This window comes from Pseudomonas sp. WAC2 (assembly GCF_030403525.1).
Classification (GTDB): domain Bacteria; phylum Pseudomonadota; class Gammaproteobacteria; order Pseudomonadales; family Pseudomonadaceae; genus Chryseomonas; species Chryseomonas luteola.
On the sequence record NZ_JAUEPD010000011.1, the window covers coordinates 46,446 to 66,290 of the forward strand.

Genomic DNA, 19,845 nt, shown 5'->3' on the forward strand with positions numbered 1-19,845 from the left:
CTTCGCCTAGGCGCAATTCCGTACTGGCATTCAGATAGACGTCTGAGTCAAAATTGCTAGATAAATGCGGCCCAATCGTCGGATAACAGCGATCTGAGCCCGTTATTGGGGACTTTTGTCAATGGCAAGCGCTGAAATAGAACAGCGCAGCGGTTTGAGTACAGGTTTAACAGGAATGTTCATTGCAGCAGGGATGTTGATCGTAGCGCTTGTGCTAGGGCACATGGGGCGCAGCTATAAGGCGACACGTACTGTTCGCCTTGATCGGCCTCTGGCCTATATCGGACTGTTTGCCTTTGTTCTTGCAAGCGCTGTAGTGTTCTTTGGCTAATGTCCGCCAATTTCCTACCGACACCATCAGGCTCGACATGCCTATCGTCAAGCGGCTGGAAATGTCCCTTATTTGAGCAGCCTCGCATCCATCGTTTCGCCATGTCATGCCCAGGGCAAGCTGGTCATGGCCGAGGATGTCGACACGGAGGAAAAGTTCAACGCTGTCATTCAGGGTTAACTTGTGTTACCTCCATTACTGTTGAATGAACTCGCCGCCTGGCATTACAGGCGCGATGTTCTGCTCTATTACGTATAGGGCTCTTCCGTAGCGCCCTGTATCTGCTGGGCGCAGTATCTTCTCGCTTCCTCTCAGCCCTAAGTGTTAGCGACTTCTCCCTTTATGCATCGCCTTGATGGCTTTCATTGCGCCCTATTGAACTCTTTTAGATCCTAGAGTCCGACTGTTGGCATCAAGGTCTGTCAAGTCAATTTAAGTTTTTTGTATGTACAAATGTAACCATTTGATGCTGTAAGTTGATCGGTTGCGTTCGCGCTTTTGAGCAGTGACTTTAGTAGCAGGTGTGTCCCCACGGCTTGAGCGCGGTAGGTTGTTGGTGTTTCAGAGTGGTGCAATCAAGGATTGCATATCGGTTGTGTAGCCGCATCAGGCGGCACGTCATGTCCAGGTAATAGGACGGGTAGTCAATGAAGAAAGTAAGTACAAATACGTTGTACTGTGGTTTGTTGGGGTTGGCATTTGTGCTGCATTTCGGGCTGCTTGAGCAGAATCCCCAGAACCCTATTGGTATCAAATACCTGACAGAGCTTTATCTGGCCGCCTGTTTGGGTTTCAGCGCCATGTTTCTAGTGGGAACCGTTGGAGCTGAACGAAAAGATTACAGTGTTGCGTTCCTGTTCTGTCTGTTTTCGGCTTTTACCTTTACCTTCCTCCCGGCGTTGTTTGCCGAACTCTTTTATGGTCAGCCGCTGGTCTATGGGGTAATCGAAGAACGCAGGGTGCTGCTCTGCTTTAGTGTCATTCCCTTGTTGTACCTGGCCAAACGTGTGTCGGCGGCACAGTTTGAAAATTGCATTCTGATCGTGGCGCTAGGGGCTGTTGTCCTGTCCTGGCTGTGCTATTTCGAGGTGTTGCCAGATCTGCGAGATGGGATGGACCTGGACCTCAGCCGACCGGGCCGCGCCTCGACCGGGGCATTTGCCCTGATCATTGGCTACTGCCTGAGCATCTACTTCTGGGGCAAAGGAAAATCACCTATCGACGGCAGCCCTCGCTCCGGTCTTCGCTATGGAGTGTTGGCGCTCGTTTACCTTGCGACACTGGTGTTCGTCACACAGACCCGGCAGGTCATTCTCTTGTGCATCATCTTTACGTTCCTGTGCCTGCGGGTTAAGTCCGTGAAGCTGGCGGTGATTGGCGGCTTGCTCGTTTCCCCCTTCGTTATCGATCCTGACCTGCTCGAGCTTTTCGGGGTTAATATCGATTTCTACATGCAATCTGCCCAGAGCGGCGCTACGGATAATGTGCGCGAGGCTACCATCGCCCAGATCATGGATCATCTGCATGAGTACAACTGGGTACCCAGCGGTAGTCTGAGCCTGATGTGGAATGATGGTTTCAAGCACTACTTCAGTTACTACTTCTTCCTTTCCGATGTAGGTGTGATCGGTACGCTGTTCCGCTTTGGTTTTCTAACCATCGCGATCATTCCGGTCAGCTTCCTGGTGTATTTCAAAGTGGCCAAGCGGCTGAATCCCAGTCTGGATTTTACCTTGGCTGTGTTCCTGGCCCATCTTTCTATCTGGCCTTTGCAAGGTATCTTCGAATATCAGGAGGGTATGACTGCCTTGTTATTTGTTTTCCAGGCACTTAAAACGTTTCATAGCCAGATGCCCAACGAATCGCTGTCCAATCATCCTGAGCGGGAGCCTTATCAGTTGGCCTGAACCGCATCTGACATTAAAACGGCCCGTGGAGGGCCGTTTTTTTACCTACCAGCCTGCGTATCCCGAGCTGGAAATATCAGGCAATGCGTGCATAAGTGCGTGAAAAAGATAACCGATACACCAGTACATGCCAAAGGTACTAGCCGTTCAGTCTATTATTATCATGCCGTCACCTCTGTTGCTCCATTTATCCAGTAGCGCTCATTGATGATTACGATGATGGCTGAGTGCCATTATACTTGTTGCAATACATCAGGTAGTGCAAGCAGAGCGGCAGTGTTCTGTTATATCGAGTGGAAACGTTTTCGTTCCTTATAGTCGAAGTGTCATCTAGACATCAGCTGGCAGTTCGACTGGGTAGGGGCAGACATCCATGATCTTGACCGAATTCGATTGCTATCAACTGCAAAACCGGCTGGACAATATTTGCGGTGCCCGACTGCCGGCCGCCAATATCGATAGCTTCTACTTCTTTCTAGACGCTTTGCGTACCGCCCGGAATGTATCTGAGCTGGAGCTGGCTGCTGCCAAGATTGACGGTTTCATGATTGCGCTGGAAGGGGCCGGGCTTGTCAGTGGAACATCCGCCATGTTGATCGGCGGTTTTGTTTCTCGGGTACAGGCACACCGTTTGGAAAGGTTGGGTGTTGAATGAGCCGCTGCTAAGTAACTGACTGGTAACCGGCTGAGTATTGGAGCCAGATAGTGACAAGCCACTCGTAGGGCTGACGATCTGCTTTATTCTTGATGATGTGTGACAGGTTCTTCGATGGTCGCTTTGCTTTTTGTATTACACGCTTGCCTTCGAAGGCTGTCCTGTTCAGCAGGTATTACGTCGCTCGTCGTGGTGCTGATCGCTTGCTCCACGTTGGCAGCAGAAGCACCTGCTGCACCAGGACGCGTATTGGTTCTGGATAACCAGGATAACTATCCTGCAGGCTACCAGACGGACTATCTGTTGCACCCCTTCGCCGAGACATTCGAGGCTATTCGCTACGCTGTACCTGATAGCGCGTGGCAGCCGAACGCAAAGGCATTAATCAGTCTTGGGTATCAGCAGGACGGTAGCTGGATCCGATTAAGGCTGGAAAACCCCTCGTCCGAGGTTCGCCGATGGTTACTGGTGGCCGAAACCCCTCTGATCGATCAGCTTGAGCTGCGCCTGTTCGATCCTGTTCTGGAGCGGTGGTCTTCAGTCGAATCGCTTGGTAATCGCATACCCTTGAGTAGGCAAGCCACCAGCGGCCCTTATCCGGTCGCTACGCTTGACTTGCCGCCCAATCAGGCCATGGTTCTGTATGGTCGCATGCGTGCGAGCCAGCCGCTGACCATTCCGATGGAGATCATGTCTCCTGCCGCGTATGAGCGCATCTATACGCAAACAGCCCTGAGCCTGAGCGCCTTTCTGGGCGCAGCAGTAATCATGCTGGCTTACAACCTATCACTCTATGTCTTCATACGGGACCGGGCCTATCTCTGGTATAGCGGTTATCTGGCCGGTGCTATCTTCTATATGGTCTGTGCGACCGGCTTTGGACGGTTGTATCTGTGGCCGGAATGGACTGAACTGGCAGTGCGTGCCACCGTTCTGTCCATTTCGCTTTGCATGGCCGGGGCCGCCCAGTTCATCAAGCACTTTCTTCAGTTATCCAGCCACAGCCGCTTCTTTTTAGTCTTATGTAAAAGCTTCCTGATCTATTGGCTTGGCGCCTCGCTGATTATCGCGATTGACCCTGCGTTCATTCCGTTTCTTGGTATCGATGTCATGGTCTTTCTCAGCTGCCTCACGGGGTTATGGGTTGGCCTTGCCTTGTGGTGGCGAGGCCATGTATCGGCCCGTTATTTCACCATCGCCTGGATAGTGCTCAATCTAGCCACCTTATATATGACGCTGGTCATGTCTGGCTTGAGCAAGGGGTGGGTCAATCCGTTGTATGTCCAGATGCTGGGGTTCGCGCTTGAGTTCCTGTTGCTGTCGATGGCTTTGGCCGAGCGGATAAACCGTGAGCGTGCAGCACGAATACAGGCAAAGCAGGAGGCAATAAGAACCAGTGAGCATCTGGCACGGGAGCGGTTGGCGACCTTGCAGGCACAAGAGAAACTATTGACTCTTCAGCAGGAAGCCAACGAAGCGCTCGAGCGGCGAGTGAGGGAGCGGACCCTGGCCCTGGAGGAGGCAAACCTTCAGCTGTCACGCCTGAGTCGGCTGGATGCTCTGACTCAGTTACAGAACCGAAGTGCTTTTGAAGAAAACTTTACCGCCTCGCTTGCACAGGCCCTGGCAGCTGGGCAAATACTGAGTGTTGTCATGATCGATATCGATCACTTCAAGCAAATTAACGATACCTATGGTCATTCGACAGGTGACGAGTGTCTGGTCAAGGTTGGGCAGGTATTGCTGAATCATACCCAGGAGGTAGGCGATCATGCAGCGCGTTTTGGTGGAGAAGAGTTCATTCTACTCTTCATGAATCGCACCCCGACTGAAATGGCAACGCTTGTTGAACGTATTCGACTCGACATGGCCTCCCTCAGCATCAAAACGGACAGCGGAACGCTGCATTTTACAGTAAGTATTGGCGTTGAATGCCGCTCTCCTCGACCAGACGATACGCGTGTCGACTATTCCAGAGCGGCTGACACAGCGCTTTACCAGGCCAAGGCCGCAGGACGTAACCAGTCCTGTTTTGCCATTACTGTCCATTAGTCAGCACAGCTCTCCTGCAACAGGCCAGCCTGCAAGAGACTGGCCTGCAGTATGCGCGATCAGTAGATGACCAAGCGCTTACCAGCCGCGTACATCCGGAGCCAGCTTACCGACGGCCTGGTGAGCCGCCTGGTGCAGCTCCGGTGCGGATGTCTTATCCGACGCGAGGATATTGGCCTCTTCTGCGCTGGGCTGAAGAGGCTTCTGACGGAACAGCAAGGTGTAGAAGGAGGCGGCGCAGGCATACCCGCCTGAGAAAGAGGCATGGCGCCCGTCAGCTATGTACAGCTTGGCCACTGAATCGCTTGCAAACGTACCCTTCCAGGACTCACCGCAAGGGGAGAGTTGGGCGCCCATCTTGCGCGCCAGGCTCACGTACTCCTTATAGATCTGTGGTTGCTTACCCTGTTGATTCTCGTTGGCCCAGGTTTCGAACAGAATCGGCTTGGCATGGTGGGCACGAATCAGGTCATTGAATTTCAGCGCATATTCTTCCAGCCGCTCTGGCTGAAGCAGTGGCCGAGCGGCGTGCTCCTGCAGGACAACATAGTCATAGGTGTTGCTTGCCAGCTTGCTTTGTACCGCTCCACTGTTCCAGTGCTGCTCAAGGGTATATGAGGGTTTGGCAATCGAGTCCGCCTCGATGGTGCAAGACGACGATGCACTGTCGTGGGCGCGTGACGCCATTCCCATCAGGGTGGTCGTCAAACTGTTCGCATAGGTGTAGCTGTTACCAACGAACAACATGCGAATGGTGCACGAAGAAGCCTCAGAACTCTGAGCAGCAGCGGCGTAATGTGCGCTGGCGATGCATCCAGCAAAGAGTGTGGCAAGCTTCAGGGAACGGGTGAACAAGACCCTATCCTCCATACATTTATGATGGTTAAACAACAGGTGTGGGCTGCAAACGGCATCCTGGTGCGTTTGCGGGGGCGCATTGTGCGAGGAGGAAGCGGTATTTATAAGGAGTGACTGTGCGGGGAGTCACGTACTGCTATTTGGAACAAGCGAAACGGCGAACGTGTGCAAAGTTCAGGGAAATAAAATTTCCCAAGATTTCGATAATGATGGCTATTTAATAGCTAAATAATAGCTAAAATCAAGAATAAATAGTATTATTTGCCTAATAATAGCAATTTTTAAGAGCGAGGCTTAGCTCGCTTGTGAGCTCTGCTGAGGCTCAACGACATCCTCATCGATATACCGGCCAGCTTTTTCCTGTTCCAGAAATGCCGCGTACTGATCCTCCGTGATCTGGTTTTCCAGCAGCAGTTGCCAGCCATAGGATTCGACTGCCTTCTTGTTCCAGCGAATCTCTCCTAGGCTGTCCGGGTTTTTGATGCAGCGGATATAACGCTTCCAGTACGCGTCCATGGTGACTCCTGCCTCCTGCTCATGGGTAACGGGCGCGTGGTATATCACAACTGATGGATTTGTGAAGCGGTACGTATAAGAAGTGTCCAACTTTCTGCTTGACAGAGGCGGCCATGCTTGCCTCAGGCCAGCGAACGAGCGGGTCAGGAATCAAGGTTCAGCTGGCGACCACTGTGTCCGGGTTTTTCAAGTACATCGGCGACCTCGGCGGCGAGATGAAGAAGCTCATAATCTTCTTCGAGACTGGTCGAGTCGTTGGCTCCCCGTTCATCCAGAATGGGACAGTTGACCAGCGTCCAGTGAAGCGGGCTGGTATCGAGCCGTTCGTGAATCTTCTGGCAGACACGTCGCCAGCGAGGGTCGACATCCTCATCTTCCAGCGCGGCGAAATCACCTACTAGCATGAGCTGGGATACCTTGCCTTTGCGCAGGCCGCTGATGAGTGCAGCCACAGCATCGATCAGGTAGTTGGGATCTTCGACCTCAATTACTACGCGAGGCGGCTCCAGTACCGCGACGACTGCCTTCATTCCCGCCACCCCCTGGCTGACCTTATAGGCGCTGAATAGGTTGCCAGGAGCTGATTGAGGATAGGGGCGGGGCGGCAATGTCTTGAGATCTGCCTGTAGCGGCACGGCCTCATGTTCGCGATTAAGCAACTCGTTGATCAACGCCTGGCCCAGCGGGCTTTGCGCGCCGTAGACCGCGACCTTGAGCGCTCGTGCTGCTGCATACGTCATGAGAACCTCGCCTCTGTCAATCCTAGATGACTGACCGGACGGAGCGCCCAAGGTTCTGCCGCGACCGTACCGGCCATCCCACTGCTTAGGCTACATCGGCCGGATCGTCATAGGCTTTAAGAAAACAGTAGGACAATCCTCGTCGCTCTGTAGAAAAATATTATCGCGCCGCTGAAGACCGCACGTGACTGGCCGATAGCCTCTATAGCCAAACAGAAATCTGTTAACCAGACCTTGTATATCCCCATCTTCAGTAGGGCCGAGTCGTATGCTCAGTAGAATAAAGTTCAGCCACAAGATCCTGGCAACGGCCTCGGTAGTGCTGATTGCTGCCTTCTCGTTGTTCATGACATACAACGATTATCTGCAACGTACGGCAATCACCCGGGACCTGACCGTCCGCCTCAATGAACTTGGCACCAGTGCCTCCAGCAATATTGCCAACTGGGTAAGCGGGCGTATCACGCTGCTTGAAGGAGAGGCGCAGGCGGTACAGCGTGATCTCGCCCCTCAGGCATTCACTGCAGTGCTGGAGCAGAAAGCGTATACCTCAAGTTTTGACCTGACCTATCTGGGGCAGGCGGACGGTACCTTTACGGTTCGACCCTCTATCAGTATGCCTGCCGGCTATGACCCGAGAACACGCCCCTGGTATCAGGGCGCCCAAACCAAAGCCGGTTCGATTCTGACCGAGCCTTATGTAGATGCCGCTTCGGGCGGATTGATCATGAGCCTTGCCACACCCGTCATGCATGAGGGGCAACTGGCGGGTGTTCTGGGAGGCGATCTGAGTCTGCAGACGATGGTGGGTATCGTCAATTCGCTCGACCTGGGCGGTATCGGTCATGCGATTCTGGTGAATAGCGAAGGCAAGGTGCTGGTCAGTCCCAGAAAAGAGGAGGTGATGAAAAGCCTCGCTGAGCTGTTTCCCGCCGGTGCGCCTGCACTGGATGGCGCGCTCAAGCGGGTCGAGCTGGACGGCAAGCCTCAGCTTATGGTCTTCAAGCCGGTCACCGGTCTGCCATCGGTCAACTGGTACCTGGGCCTGATGGTTGATGAAGAGAAAGCCTACGCCCCGCTCAGGGAGTTCAGAACCTCGGCCGTGCTGGCCATGGTGATTGGCGTTGTGTTGATCATGCTGCTCCTGGGTGTGCTGATCCGTGTACTGATGCGTCCGCTCACGACCATGAGCCAGGCAATGCAGGACATCGCACAAGGAGAGGGCGACCTGACCCGGCGTCTGGCCATCAATAGCCAAGACGAGTTTGGTGTGCTGGCCGCTGCCTTCAACCGCTTTGTCGAGCGTATCCATGGCTCGATCAGCGAAGTATCGGCCAGTACCCGTCAGCTCAACGAGGTCTCCCGTCAGGTGCTGGCGGCCTCCAACTCCTCGCTGCACAACTCGGACAATCAGGCCGGGCGTACCGGAAGCGTGGCGGCAGCTATTAACCAGCTAGGGGCCGCCACACAGGAGATCGCCCGCAACGCTGCCGATGCGTCCGTACAGGCTACCAGTGCCCGGCAGCAGGCAGAGGAGGGTCGCCGCGTACTGGGCCAGACCCTGACGGCAATGGAAACCCTGTCCGCCAACATCAGCGCCTCCTGCGGCCGTATCGATGAGCTGAACCAGAAGACCACCCGCATCGGACATATCCTGGAGGTGATCCAAGGCATTTCCGAGCAGACCAATCTGCTGGCGCTCAACGCTGCGATCGAAGCTGCACGGGCAGGCGATGCCGGGCGTGGTTTTGCGGTGGTAGCGGACGAGGTGCGTGGTCTGGCACATCGTACCCAGAGTTCAGCCCGGGAAATCCAGAGCATGATTCAGGAGCTGCAAACCGGGGCGGGCGAAGCGGTTTCCACCATGACCGAAAGTCAGCGCTTCAGCGAGGACAGCATGACCATCGCGCAAAAGGCCAACGAGCGGTTGGGCTCGGTAGCCGAGCGCATTACCGATATCGATGGCATGACCCAATCGGTGGCGGCCGCAACAGAAGAGCAGAGCGCGGTAGTGGAGTCGCTTAATGTCGACATTACCGAGATCAACTCGCTCAACCAGCAGGGCGTGGAAAACCTGAACGCGACCTTGGGCGCTTGCCATGCCCTAGAGCAACAGGCCAATCGCCTCGATCAGCTGGTTTCAAGCTTCAGAATCTAACTTAGGAAAGCCTCGTCATTAAAGCGAGGCTTTCTTTAGTTGTCTTGCAAAGGTGCAACCAGGTTGCTACCAATCTATGCACCTTTTTGATGCGGGTTGCACACATTGTTACCGTTATAAGCACAATTAAAGTGCGAGCTATTTATATAGGTGAAACCATTCAGCAAGCCTTTAGCAAGGAGTAAGCTTAAAAATCGTGCATATTGGTGGAAGTTCGCTTCAATTTATGGCGTTTATCAAAGGTGTTTGGTAGCTGGCTCATATATTGCTGCTGAAAGGTTTTTCCGCTTTAGGTAGCACCTATGAGCCAAGTACATAATGAAAAAAGCCTTTCACCCGCTTTAAAACCCCGCCATGTCACTATGCTTTCAATCGCTGGGGTAATCGGTGCCGGTTTATTTGTAGGATCCGGCCACGCCATTGCCGCTGCAGGTCCCGCTGTTCTGCTGGCCTATGCACTGGCAGGCACCCTTGTCGTACTGGTTATGCGCATGTTGGGCGAGATGGCAGTAGCTTCGCCGGACACGGGTTCTTTTTCTTCTTACGCGCAACGCGGCATTGGACGTTGGGCAGGGTTCACAATCGGTTGGTTGTACTGGTGGTTCTGGGTACTGGTTATCCCCCTCGAAGCCGTTGCCGCAGCGTCCATTCTGAACTCCTGGTTCCCTGTAGTGGCTACGTGGCAATTTGCACTGGCTATCACTGCGCTTCTTACCGTTACCAATCTCTTTAGTGTTGCCAAATACGGTGAATTCGAGTTCTGGTTCGCGCTGCTCAAGGTTATGGCTATTGTTGCGTTCATTGCGCTGGGTGCATTTGCCTTGGCCGGTGGGCTGCCAGGACGGGAAGTCAGTGGCCTGGGGCGCCTGATGGAAATGACCGGTGGGTTTATGCCCCATGGCTTTGGCGCAGTGCTGGGTGCCTTGCTTACAACAATGTTTAGCTTCATGGGCACTGAGATCGTGACCATTGCCGCGGCCGAGTCCAAGAATCCTTCCAAACAAATCAGCAAGGCGACTAACTCGGTTATCTGGCGTATTGCGCTGTTCTATCTGGTGTCGATCTTCCTGGTTGTTTCCATGGTTCCGTGGAATGACCCCCAGCTGCCTATCGTGGGTTCGTATCAGCGTGCGCTTGAGGTGATGTCCATCCCGCACGCCAAGCTGATCGTGGATGTTGTGGTGCTGGTGGCAGTAGCCAGTTGTCTGAACTCGGCCCTGTATACCGCCTCACGCATGCTGTTCTCGCTGAGCCGTCGTGGCGATGCACCTGCAATGACAGGGCGTGTCTCGGCAAACGGCGTCCCCCGCTCGGCTGTATTGGCCAGCACGGCCGTAGGCTTTATGAGTACCATTGCAAACTACACTATGCCTGAAGCCGTCTTTGGCTTCCTGCTGGCAACCTCCGGCGCTGTTGCCTTGCTGGTTTATCTGGTCATCGCCATTTCCCAGCTGCGTCTGCGTCACAAGTTGGAAGCTCATGGCGAGGCGATCGAGTTTCGCATGTGGCTGTTCCCCTACCTGACCTGGGCAGTTATTGTTTTCATCGTTGGCGCATTGACCGTCATGCTGTTCAGCGAGGCGCACCGTATGGAAATCATGGCAACCGGCCTGCTGGCCCTGATCGTGGTCGCCATCGGTAATCTGGTGGGCAAGCGCCATGCGGCAGCCAACCGGATACCTGCCGCTGTCGTTCAGGGACGCTGAAGGACGCTCAATAAAAACATCTGATACAAAAAAGCCAGGATCGGAGACGGTCCTGGCTTTTTTGTATGCAGCCTGGCTATTACCTGGCCGCTGCTCGCCGTAAAGCTAGAAGATGCCGCCTCCCTGGCCGGTAAGTACATCGAAGAGCAGCTTGATGTTCAACGCAACGATCAGCAGGGCGATAAACCATGCCAGCGCCGCCACGCTACGACTAATGGCAAAACTGCCCATTAGTGTGCGATTTGATACGAACCGTACCAGCGGTATCACTGCAAATGGCAACTGCATGGATAAAACAACTTGACTCAGCACCAGCAGTTTTGCCGTGCCGCTTTCCCCGTACAGGATGGTAACCGCCACGACTGGAATGATGGCCAGCCCACGAGTAATCAGGCGACGTGCCCAGTCTGGCAGACGCAGGTTGAGAAAGCCTTCCATGACAATCTGGCCCGCCAGGGTGGCCGTCACAGTGGAGTTGATCCCTGAAGCCAGTAGCGCTACCGCAAACAGTATCGAGGCGATACCTACACCCAGCATCGGTGATAACAGGTGGTACGCCTGATCGATTTCCTCGACGTCTGTACGACCTGCCTGATGAAAGACAGCCGCTGCTGTAATCAGAATGGCCGCATTGACGAACAGGGCCAGCATAAGGGCAATGGTACTGTCCGTTACCGCCCAGCGAATACCCTGACGACGACCTTCTTCCGTACGGGGGTAGGCACGCGTCTGCACGATGGAGGAGTGCAGATACAGATTGTGCGGCATCACGGTCGCACCGATGATACCGATGGCCAGGTAAAGGGCTTCCGGATTCGTCACCACTTCTGCCTGGGGCAAAAATCCTTGGAGAATCTCGCCCACGGCGGGTTGTGCGAGCATCATCTGAACGCCAAAGCAGGCGAAGATAATGGTCAAAAGGGCGATGACAAAGGCTTCCAGCCAGCGGAAACCACGGCGCATCAGAAGCAGAATGATGAAGACATCGGCGGCGGTAATGATGGCTCCCCAGACCAAAGGAATACCAAACAGTAGATTCAGGGCAATGGCGGTGCCGATTACCTCAGCCAGATCGCAGGCAATGATTGCCACCTCGCAGGCGATCCAGAGAAGGAAATTGACTGGCCTGGAGTATTGATGGCGGCAGGCCTGCGCAAGATCCAACCCCGATGCGATACCCAGCCGCGCTGCCAGCGACTGAAGCAGAATAGCCATGAGGTTGGACAGCAGGATCACTGACAGCAGCATATAGCCAAACTTGGAGCCGCCCGCGAGGTCGGTTGCCCAGTTGCCCGGATCCATATAGCCCACGGCTACCATGTAGCCAGGACCGATAAAAGCCATCAGACGACGCAGCCAGTGCCCGGTTGCAGGAACAGGCACGCTGGCGTTCATTCGTCCCAGGCTGGGGCGCGGTTCTTCCCTGTCACCCCAGGAAAGTGCTGCATAAGTGGCCGACTCTTTCATGTAATGAACGCTCGCAAGGATTGTACAACGTAATACATATGAAACTTAGCCTAGGCTAAGTTTCCAAGCACGGGCAATAAAACTTATCTATTTCAAGGATTGACGGTTAAACATTTTGGCGTTGCAGAGGGGATCGGTCAGAATAGGGCGGCCCTACTAGTGTGTATTGGGCGCTTGATTCATTCTGGAGAATGTGTGGTGAGCAAAGTTCGAGGAGAAGCGGTATCGATGAAACCCCTGGTAGAGGCTTCCGTACACATGGAAGGCTTTCAGCAGGTGCGTGAAGCGCATCGGCAGGAACTCATTGAAGATTACGTCGAACTGATTTCCGACCTGATCCATGCCCACGGCGAGGCGCGCCAGATTGATATCGCCACCCGGATTGGCGTCGCCCAGCCTACGGTCGCGAAAATGCTCAAGCGTCTTGCTACCTGTGGCTATGTCGTCCAAAAGCCGTACCGGGGCATCTTCCTGACGCCGGAAGGGGAAGCGCTCGCCCAAGCCAGCCGTGAACGGCACCACATTGTCGAGTCTTTCCTCCTGGCCCTGGGAGTGGATCCAAGCGTTGCCCGACGTGACGCGGAAGGTATCGAACACCATGTCAGCAGCGAAACATTGGACATCTTTCGCCGCTTCGTGGAAGCCAAGCACGCCTGACCCTTTATAAAGGCGTTCAACTCAAATCATGCAACGGCTTGTCCAGTGCAGGCCCAACGGTAAAGTCCGAGAATACGATTTCCAGGCCAGCGCGTTCGGGCGTGCAGCAGAACGGTCCGACTTCAACGGCGCTGGAGCCTGGAAAATAGGCCAGCCTTAGCAATGGCCACTCTTGCCCATCCAACGAATACTGAATTCTCAAGGCGTTGTCCTTGAGGGTCGCCCTGAGCCAGAAGGTATCAGGCTCGCCCGGCAGTGCACCTACAGCCCAGTCCGAGTGGCCCAGCGTCAACACACTACCGATGAGGCGCTGGCCATCACTGACCTCTATACCCGCTTTACACCATGTGGTGTTGTTCATACGGATCATGAGCCCTGCCTGATCGTAGAGTTCGCTGAAGCGACCCTCCACTTTCACCGTTGCCGTGAAGTCACCTCCTGCGGCGACGTGAAACCAATGTCCGGTGTCTCTGATAAAGCCATAATAAGTCTCGCGCCAGAAGTCGGTACGCGCATCCGTCGTAACGCGCAAGCGATCATTCTCAAGTGCCCAGCGGCTGGGCTCGTTCAACCATTTGCAGTGATTCCACATGATCTGGGCTCCAGGGGTCAGTGTGAAGGAGGGCTGGTACGATCGGCGTTGTCTATTGTTCTCAGCACCCGGCAGGGATTACCTACCGCCACCACATGGGCCGGGATATCTTTCGTTACGACGCTACCTGCGCCGATGACAGCGCCTTCGCCAATCGTCACACCTGGCAACACCGTAACGCCGCCGCCAATCCAGACGTTGTCGCCGATGGTAATGGGATGCGCATATTCCAGACCCTGGTTTCGTCGTTCTGCATCCAGCGGATGGCCAGCCGTGTAGAGACCTACGTTGGGCGCTATGAATACGTTGCGGCCAATGCTGACCTTGGCGCAGTCCAGAATCACTAGATTGACATTGGAATAGAAGTTTTCTCCCAACTCGATGTTATAGCCGTAATCGCAATGAAAGGGCGCTTCGATGTGGACGTGCTCTTCTGTCTTGCCCAACAGCGTTTTCAAAATACGTTTTTTGCCTTCAAGATCCCGAGGATCAAGGTGGTTATAAGCATGAACCTGAACCTTGGCCTCCAGGCGCTGCTGGATAAGTTCAGCATCATTGTTGGCGTCATAGAGCAGGCCGGCGGCCGCTTTTTCGCGTTCATTCATGGCAGGCTTCCTTGATTCGACGTTCCGGATGCAATCGACTGTCCCGTACGGCAGGTGCCAGCAGGACCGTGGCCGACACCAATACCAGCACGACCACCATGGCCATGCGTAACCCGTAGGCTTGTCCAATGAAGCCCAGCGAGGGCGGGCCGATCAGAAAGGCGAGATAGCCCACGGTTGCCACGGCCGCTACCCGCTTGGCCGACTGTTCGCCAGAGTCGCCGGCAGCAGAGATCCCCACCGGAAAACCCAGCGATGCGCCAAGCCCCCAGAAGAGTACAGAGGCCGCCGCCAAGATGGGGTTGTCAGAGAACGACACGAGGGCAATACCCAACGCACCGGACAGGGCACTGGCCCGTATGACGGCCTCTCGGCTGAATCGCTGGAGGATATAGGTTCCTGAAAAGCGCCCTATCGTCATGGCCGTGGTAAAGCCGGCATACACGAGTGCGCTGGACGCAGGATCGAAACCGTGTCCATCGACCATCAACAGCGGCAGCCAGTCAGTGGCGGAGCCTTCCGCCAGGGCAAGCGCCAGTACAATCAGACCAATCATGATCAGCGTCTTGTCTTTCCAGGGTCTGAAAGGCATGGCCGGCGGCTGCTCTGCCTTGCTTGTGGTATGTGTCTGTCCGGTACCCGGGGGGATGGCGAGGCACGCCCAGATGCAGGGAAGCAGGGTTGCCGCGCCCATGAGAATAAGGTGCCAGAAGACCGGCAGCGAAAGATGAGTCAGTCCCAGGCTGATCAGCGAGCCTGCCAATGTGCCAAGGCTGAAGCAGCCATGAAGCGCGGGCAGAAGCGGTTTGCGTGTAGTGGTTTCAAGTTCGGCGCCCTCGATATTGATGGCAATGTCCGAAAGGCCCAGGCCTAGGCCGAACAGAAAAAGCCCGGCAAACACGCCCATGGCCAGCGAGGCAGTGGAGGCTCCAGCAATGGCCAGAAACCCCAGGTATACCAATACCAGCCCGCCACCGATGACGGGTCGGGTACCCACCCGGCTTACCAGGCGGCCCGAGGCAAGCACGCCGAGCATGGCTCCCAGTGACAGGCCGAACAGGATCATGCCCATCTCACTGGTCGAGGCACTCAACAGGTCGCGGATATCAGGGGTCCGGGTTACCCATGACGCCAACAGGAGTCCAGGGATCAAAAACAGTACAAACAGGGCGGTACGTCTACGCCGAATCGCGGGAGTCACGGATTTATTCCATCCTAGGTAAAACAAAATCAGGGCTTATGTGTACGTTCGTACACATGGTAGCCTGTTCGTTCCATCCGTCTACCCGACCTATACGGTTACGTTGCATTGTTTCGGAGACTGACACGGCATGCCCTCTGAACGACGTCTGGATCCTGAGCGAAGGAGTCGCATCATTGATGCCACTCTGGAGGTCATCGCGCGTGATGGCGTGTCAGGCGCTACCCACCGCCGCATCGCAGCCGTAGCTGATGTGCCACTGGGCTCCATGACCTACCACTTTGACGGCATCGAGCACTTGCTCAAGGAAGCGTTCACCCGTTTTGCCTGGTCCATTTCTGCCCGCTTCGATGATCTCCTGGGCGCAGCCAAGACACCCGAGCAAGCCCTCGACGCGGTGGCGGATGTGATCTGTGGCGATTTCTGGCAGGAAGACAATGGCCGCGTGATGACGCTTTCCTACGAACTCTACGCCTACGCGAGTCGCAACCCCGCAATGAAGTCGATCATGCAGGACTGGATGTTTCGCAGTCAGCGGGCACTGGCGCAGCATTTCGATGCACGCACTGCCAGAACGCTAGATGCTCTGATCGAAGGGCTCACCATACATCGCTCCGTTGAGCAAGAGCCGACGAGCCGTGAAGATGTTCTGCGGGTGATCAGGTTGATCGTCAATGGCTGAATGCATTTGTCTACGCGGATTCGCTTGCGTCTAATAGTTAATTATATTAACTATTAGACAGAGGTAACCGCTGCTGTCATCCGGTGTCGCCTCTGTGATTGCTCTTTGACTGCTCCGACAATAAACACAAGAAGGACGCACCATGAAGCGAACCATTACCCACAAGACGCTGGCCGTTGCCGGCTGCGTGAGTGCTTTAGCTTTTGTTATTCCCCTCGCCAGTGCTGACTCCACCCTCTCGTTGCAAGGTAGTTGCACCTCGCTGGCACGCAAGCTTGCCACGCTTGATAACACCTTGATTGACACAGCCACGCGGATTGATGCCGGTGAGCTCAAGGTCGGCGGGCATGATATTGCGGCCCACTGCCTGATTCAGGGGCGCATGAATCCTCGAACTGGTATCGATGGCGCCCATTATGCCGTTGGCTTTGAGATGCGCTTGCCCCTGGCCTGGAACGGACGGTTCTTCTATCAGGCCAATGGCGGGCTGGATGGCAATGTAGTTACCGCTACAGGCGGGCTGGGCGGAGGGCCGGTCACTAATGCCCTCGATAAAGGCTTTGCCGTTCTGAGCTCCGATGCCGGTCATACGGCGCAACAGAACATGACATTTGGCATCGACCCGCAGGCCCGTCTCGACTATGGCTATCAGGCGGCCTTGAGACTGACGCCCATGGCCAAGCAGGCGTTACAGGTAGCCTATGGCAGGCGGCCTGACCACTCCTACTTCGGTGGATGCTCCAATGGCGGTCGGCATACCTTTGTAGCCATGAATCGGCTGGCGAACGACTACGATGGCTTCCTGGCCGGTGCACCGGGCTATCGGCTTCCCCTGGCAGCGGTAGCCAGTATCTTTGGGGCGCAGCAGTATGCCAAGGTCGCCACGGATCCCAATGACCTGTCTACTGCATTCACTGCCCAGGAACGTGCCCTGGTTGCAAAACGCGTCCTGGCACGTTGCGATGCCTTGGATGGTGCTACCGATGGGCTTGTGCAGGATTACCCGCGCTGCCAGCGTACGTTCAGCCTGTGGCGAGATGTCCCCACCTGTCGGGGTGAGCGCAACGGTCAGTGCCTGAGCATTGCGCAGAAGCGTGCCATAGACCCTATTTTCAAGGGAGCTACAACGCGGGTGGGCAAGCGATTCTATTCGAGTTTCCCCTATGACAGCGGACTTGCGACCAAGGATGTAGCTTCCTGGGAGTTCGAGTCGCCTATCAGCCGTGACTCATTGGCCGTGGGTATTGTATTTGGCGTACCGCCGGTAAGCCCGGCGACGTTCGATGGCAAGTCGCTGGCCCTCAACAGCTCCATTGATGATCTGCTCGCACGAATCACGCGTTCCAATGCGATCTACACCGAATCCGCCATGCGATTCATGACACCTCCGGATCCTACCCATCTTGAGTTACTGAGACAGCGGGGAGCCAAGGTCATGGTGTATCACGGCGTTAGCGATCCCATTTTCTCGGTTGACGATACTGTAGCTTGGTATGAGGGCCTTCAGAAGGCCAACCGAGGACAGGCAGAGCGGTTTGCCCGCCTTTATACCGTACCGGCCATGGGGCATTGCCAGGGCGGACCGTCCACCGATCAATTCGACATGTTGACGCCTTTGGTCAACTGGGTTGAAAAGGGCAGGGCGCCAGAAGAGATCATTGCTACCGCACGCGGCGTAGGTAATGCAGGCGGAGTGAATGCCGACGTTCCGGCGGACTGGTCACCTGCACGGACACGTCCACTGTGTCCTTATCCGCATATTGCTCTGTACAACGGCACGGGCGATATCGAATCGGCGGCAAGTTTCAGCTGCCGTGAACGGCCCCGTGGTTCGTCTGGAAACACGGAGCTGTAAGTCTGGTAGAAGCGCTCTGAGGAATGCTTCGGAGCGCTTCTGGTTTACTAGCCGTTTCTGGCCATTTTCAAGGGCAGACCGCACCGTGCATTACTGGTGCGTTGTAACAAGTGTGGCGGCCACATGCCTGGAATAGGCTGGGCCAGACGGATTTTCAGAAACTCGGTCGCGTCTGCTGCCCGCTCGCGACCACCACCGCCCGGAAAGTTGTTGTCGTTCACCACCAGCAGAGTGCGCTCGTCCAGCGGCAGCACGTCTTCGATGGTGACATAGGGGAACGTGAATACATTTGAGCCATCGCCGTTCAGGTCGTCTGGGTCGTCCAGGCGCATCAGATCGACCAGTTCGGTCTTGCGTACCACACCGCCATTAGGCACGGCACGGGTGTCGATCAGGTAGATCCGCTTGAACGGGACGCCATTGGTGGCTGTGCCGCCGTTACGCTCGATGACCAGAAAGCGATTATCGTCGATGGCTGTCATGTCCCCAATAGCATTGCCAGCAGCTTGGGTACGATAAAAATAGGTAACGCCAGTGAAGCGCTCATGATCGATGTCGAATTCGTTGATACGCAGCTGGTTAGCCGGATCACCTGTCACCGGTTTTTCCAGTAGGGCATACAATTTTTCACCACGGGGGTTGATAGCCATACCCTCAAACCCACCCGAGCCGCCCAGGTTGGCCGTGGCCTTTCCTGCCACAACGTCCTTGTTTTCCGGCGCGTAAACGCCCGGGAGTGGGATTTCGCTCCGCAATACGGTTCCTGAGCCGTCTGTCTTGACCAGATAAGGTCCGAACTCATCGCCAAACCACAATGCACAGTTCTTGTCTCGACGCACGGACTCGACGTCCAGATCAGCACCAGTGATCAGGCGAGAGAACTGAATAGCGGGATCCACTTCGGGATTGGTGCTCTTGTTGTAGTAGTGAGCGTAATCCGCCTGGATAGGCATGGTCAGTTTACGGTTGACATCGTTGAGCGTGATTCGCGACGGCTCGGTAAAGCGAGCCAGAGGCATGCCGGTCAAAGCGTTGCTTGCGGTAATCGTACCAGTACCGCCGCGGCGGGTCTTGAAATCAACCCGTGCGCTATACAGACGCAGTAGGGCATCGGCAGAGTTGGCCTGAGTGCCGAAGCCATTGTCTGTCAGGAACAGAAAACTGTTTTCATCAGCGCCTGGCAACACCGCGGAAAACCCCTGTACGGGCTGGCGGCCCTGATAAGGCGGCAGAAAGGTGCCATACGAATTTGGACTGATGAACTGGCCAGAAGTAGGCCCATCGGAAAACGTATCAGGTGACATGACAGCCCAGCCTACCAGCGTATTATTGGGAGACGCCAGCGCATGGGTGGACAGCGCAGCCGCCAGCGCGACCCAGAGAGGCCGTACTTTTTTCATTGTTATCTTCTCCGTCCAGGAAGTGAGTGCACCGGTCGCAAGCCCATGGCAGCTGCTCCAGTGGTGTTGAGCACAATACGGCGCAAGTGTGTCAGGCATATGGCACCGAGCCGCACAGCTGGCGGTACGTTGACGCCTGTGTCAGTAGGAAAGGTATACGCTGAGGTTATACAAGCTCAATGTGCCTGAGGCCCTTTCGAGCCTATAAGGTGGCGGCAAAACATAGCCATGGCTAAAAAGATTAGCTCTATCTATCTGATAGACTTGATAAATTTCTTTGTGTATTGTGGCGGCTTCTTTGGGGAGTAGCCTGCTTTCGAATGCTTCGAAAGTGTTTATGTCAACATTCTCGGCATGCATGCCGTGGCATAAACGACCACCCGGTTGGCGAGACCATTGATATATCCGCGTTCAGGATCGGGCGCGTGGATATGTCATTGGACGTTAGCCCGATCGGTACGGA

The 19,845-nt window shown here is 55.2% G+C and carries 17 protein-coding genes and 1 riboswitch; of the genes, 9 read left to right on the top strand and 8 right to left on the bottom strand.

Annotated elements, in window-relative coordinates; all coding sequences use genetic code 11:
- Window positions 1-175: 175 nt before the first annotated feature.
- The 4 genes from QWJ10_RS20920 to QWJ10_RS20935 all read left to right on the top strand — a co-directional run bounded on the left by QWJ10_RS20920 (window position 176) and on the right by QWJ10_RS20935 (window position 4,945).
- Complete coding sequence (locus QWJ10_RS20920) at window positions 176-331, top strand: hypothetical protein (protein ID WP_019366710.1); 156 nt, start codon at window positions 176-178, stop codon at window positions 329-331.
- A gap of 647 nt (window positions 332-978) precedes the next feature.
- A complete protein-coding gene (locus tag QWJ10_RS20925) occupies window positions 979-2,238 on the top strand; it encodes a hypothetical protein (RefSeq protein ID WP_289929563.1) in 1,260 nt (419 codons plus the stop codon).
- A gap of 373 nt (window positions 2,239-2,611) precedes the next feature.
- Window positions 2,612-2,893: a hypothetical protein gene (locus QWJ10_RS20930; RefSeq protein ID WP_010798824.1), complete on the top strand. Its 282-nt coding sequence runs from the start codon at window positions 2,612-2,614 to the stop codon at window positions 2,891-2,893.
- A 189-nt stretch (window positions 2,894-3,082) separates the two neighbouring features.
- Window positions 3,083-4,945, top strand: a complete 1,863-nt coding sequence (locus QWJ10_RS20935) for a diguanylate cyclase (protein ID WP_289929564.1) — start codon at window positions 3,083-3,085, stop codon at window positions 4,943-4,945.
- A 78-nt stretch (window positions 4,946-5,023) separates the two neighbouring features.
- On the opposite strand, the gene QWJ10_RS20940 is transcribed toward QWJ10_RS20935, so the two are convergent.
- The 3 genes from QWJ10_RS20940 to QWJ10_RS20950 all read right to left on the bottom strand — a co-directional run bounded on the left by QWJ10_RS20940 (window position 5,024) and on the right by QWJ10_RS20950 (window position 7,059).
- Window positions 5,024-5,800, bottom strand: coding sequence for a hypothetical protein (locus tag QWJ10_RS20940; protein WP_019366715.1), 777 nt, complete (start codon window positions 5,798-5,800; stop codon window positions 5,024-5,026).
- A 297-nt stretch (window positions 5,801-6,097) separates the two neighbouring features.
- A complete protein-coding gene (locus QWJ10_RS20945; protein ID WP_289929565.1) occupies window positions 6,098-6,319 on the bottom strand; it encodes a hypothetical protein in 222 nt (73 codons plus the stop codon).
- A gap of 143 nt (window positions 6,320-6,462) precedes the next feature.
- Window positions 6,463-7,059, bottom strand: coding sequence for an NAD(P)H-binding protein (locus tag QWJ10_RS20950; protein WP_289929566.1), 597 nt, complete (start codon window positions 7,057-7,059; stop codon window positions 6,463-6,465).
- A gap of 268 nt (window positions 7,060-7,327) precedes the next feature.
- Here QWJ10_RS20950 and QWJ10_RS20955 point away from each other — a divergent pair, with 268 nt between their 5' ends.
- Entirely contained in the window at window positions 7,328-9,217 is a 1,890-nt protein-coding gene (locus QWJ10_RS20955) for a methyl-accepting chemotaxis protein (protein WP_289929567.1), read from the top strand.
- Window positions 9,218-9,519: 302 nt separating this feature from the next.
- Window positions 9,520-10,923 carry a GABA permease gene (gene gabP, locus QWJ10_RS20960; protein ID WP_289929568.1) on the top strand — a complete coding sequence of 468 codons (1,404 nt, stop codon included), beginning with the start codon at window positions 9,520-9,522 and terminating at the stop codon, window positions 10,921-10,923.
- 105 nt (window positions 10,924-11,028) lie between these two features.
- On the opposite strand, the gene QWJ10_RS20965 is transcribed toward gabP, so the two are convergent.
- Window positions 11,029-12,390 carry an Nramp family divalent metal transporter gene (locus QWJ10_RS20965; protein WP_289929569.1) on the bottom strand — a complete coding sequence of 454 codons (1,362 nt, stop codon included), beginning with the start codon at window positions 12,388-12,390 and terminating at the stop codon, window positions 11,029-11,031.
- Window positions 12,391-12,588: 198 nt separating this feature from the next.
- Between QWJ10_RS20965 and mntR the strand changes: the two genes are divergently transcribed.
- Window positions 12,589-13,047, top strand: coding sequence for a manganese-binding transcriptional regulator MntR (gene mntR / locus QWJ10_RS20970; RefSeq protein ID WP_233432230.1), 459 nt, complete (start codon window positions 12,589-12,591; stop codon window positions 13,045-13,047).
- Window positions 13,048-13,063: 16 nt separating this feature from the next.
- On the opposite strand, the gene QWJ10_RS20975 is transcribed toward mntR, so the two are convergent.
- From QWJ10_RS20975 to QWJ10_RS20985, 3 genes are read right to left on the bottom strand one after another with little or no spacing between them, the layout of a single operon-like run.
- On the bottom strand, window positions 13,064-13,639 hold the full coding sequence (locus tag QWJ10_RS20975; RefSeq protein ID WP_289929570.1) for a DUF1349 domain-containing protein: 576 nt from the start codon (window positions 13,637-13,639) through the stop codon (window positions 13,064-13,066).
- Window positions 13,640-13,656: 17 nt separating this feature from the next.
- Complete coding sequence (locus QWJ10_RS20980) at window positions 13,657-14,244, bottom strand: sugar O-acetyltransferase (RefSeq protein WP_289929571.1); 588 nt, start codon at window positions 14,242-14,244, stop codon at window positions 13,657-13,659.
- Window positions 14,237-15,445: an MFS transporter gene (locus QWJ10_RS20985; protein ID WP_289929572.1), complete on the bottom strand. Its 1,209-nt coding sequence runs from the start codon at window positions 15,443-15,445 to the stop codon at window positions 14,237-14,239. The genes QWJ10_RS20980 and QWJ10_RS20985 overlap by 8 nt, the downstream gene beginning before the upstream one ends.
- A 130-nt stretch (window positions 15,446-15,575) precedes the next feature.
- On the opposite strand from QWJ10_RS20985, the gene QWJ10_RS20990 reads away from it, so the two are divergent.
- A complete protein-coding gene (locus QWJ10_RS20990) occupies window positions 15,576-16,127 on the top strand; it encodes a TetR family transcriptional regulator (protein ID WP_289929573.1) in 552 nt (183 codons plus the stop codon).
- A gap of 142 nt (window positions 16,128-16,269) precedes the next feature.
- Complete coding sequence (locus QWJ10_RS20995) at window positions 16,270-17,982, top strand: tannase/feruloyl esterase family alpha/beta hydrolase (RefSeq protein WP_289929574.1); 1,713 nt, start codon at window positions 16,270-16,272, stop codon at window positions 17,980-17,982.
- Window positions 17,983-18,029: 47 nt separating this feature from the next.
- Here QWJ10_RS20995 and QWJ10_RS21000 read toward each other — a convergent pair whose 3' ends face one another.
- Window positions 18,030-19,382 (bottom strand): esterase-like activity of phytase family protein, encoded by a 1,353-nt coding sequence (locus tag QWJ10_RS21000; protein ID WP_289929575.1) that lies wholly within the window; start codon window positions 19,380-19,382, stop codon window positions 18,030-18,032.
- Window positions 19,383-19,675: 293 nt separating this feature from the next.
- A riboswitch (yybP-ykoY riboswitch) is annotated at window positions 19,676-19,840 on the top strand.
- Window positions 19,841-19,845: the final 5 nt, after the last annotated feature.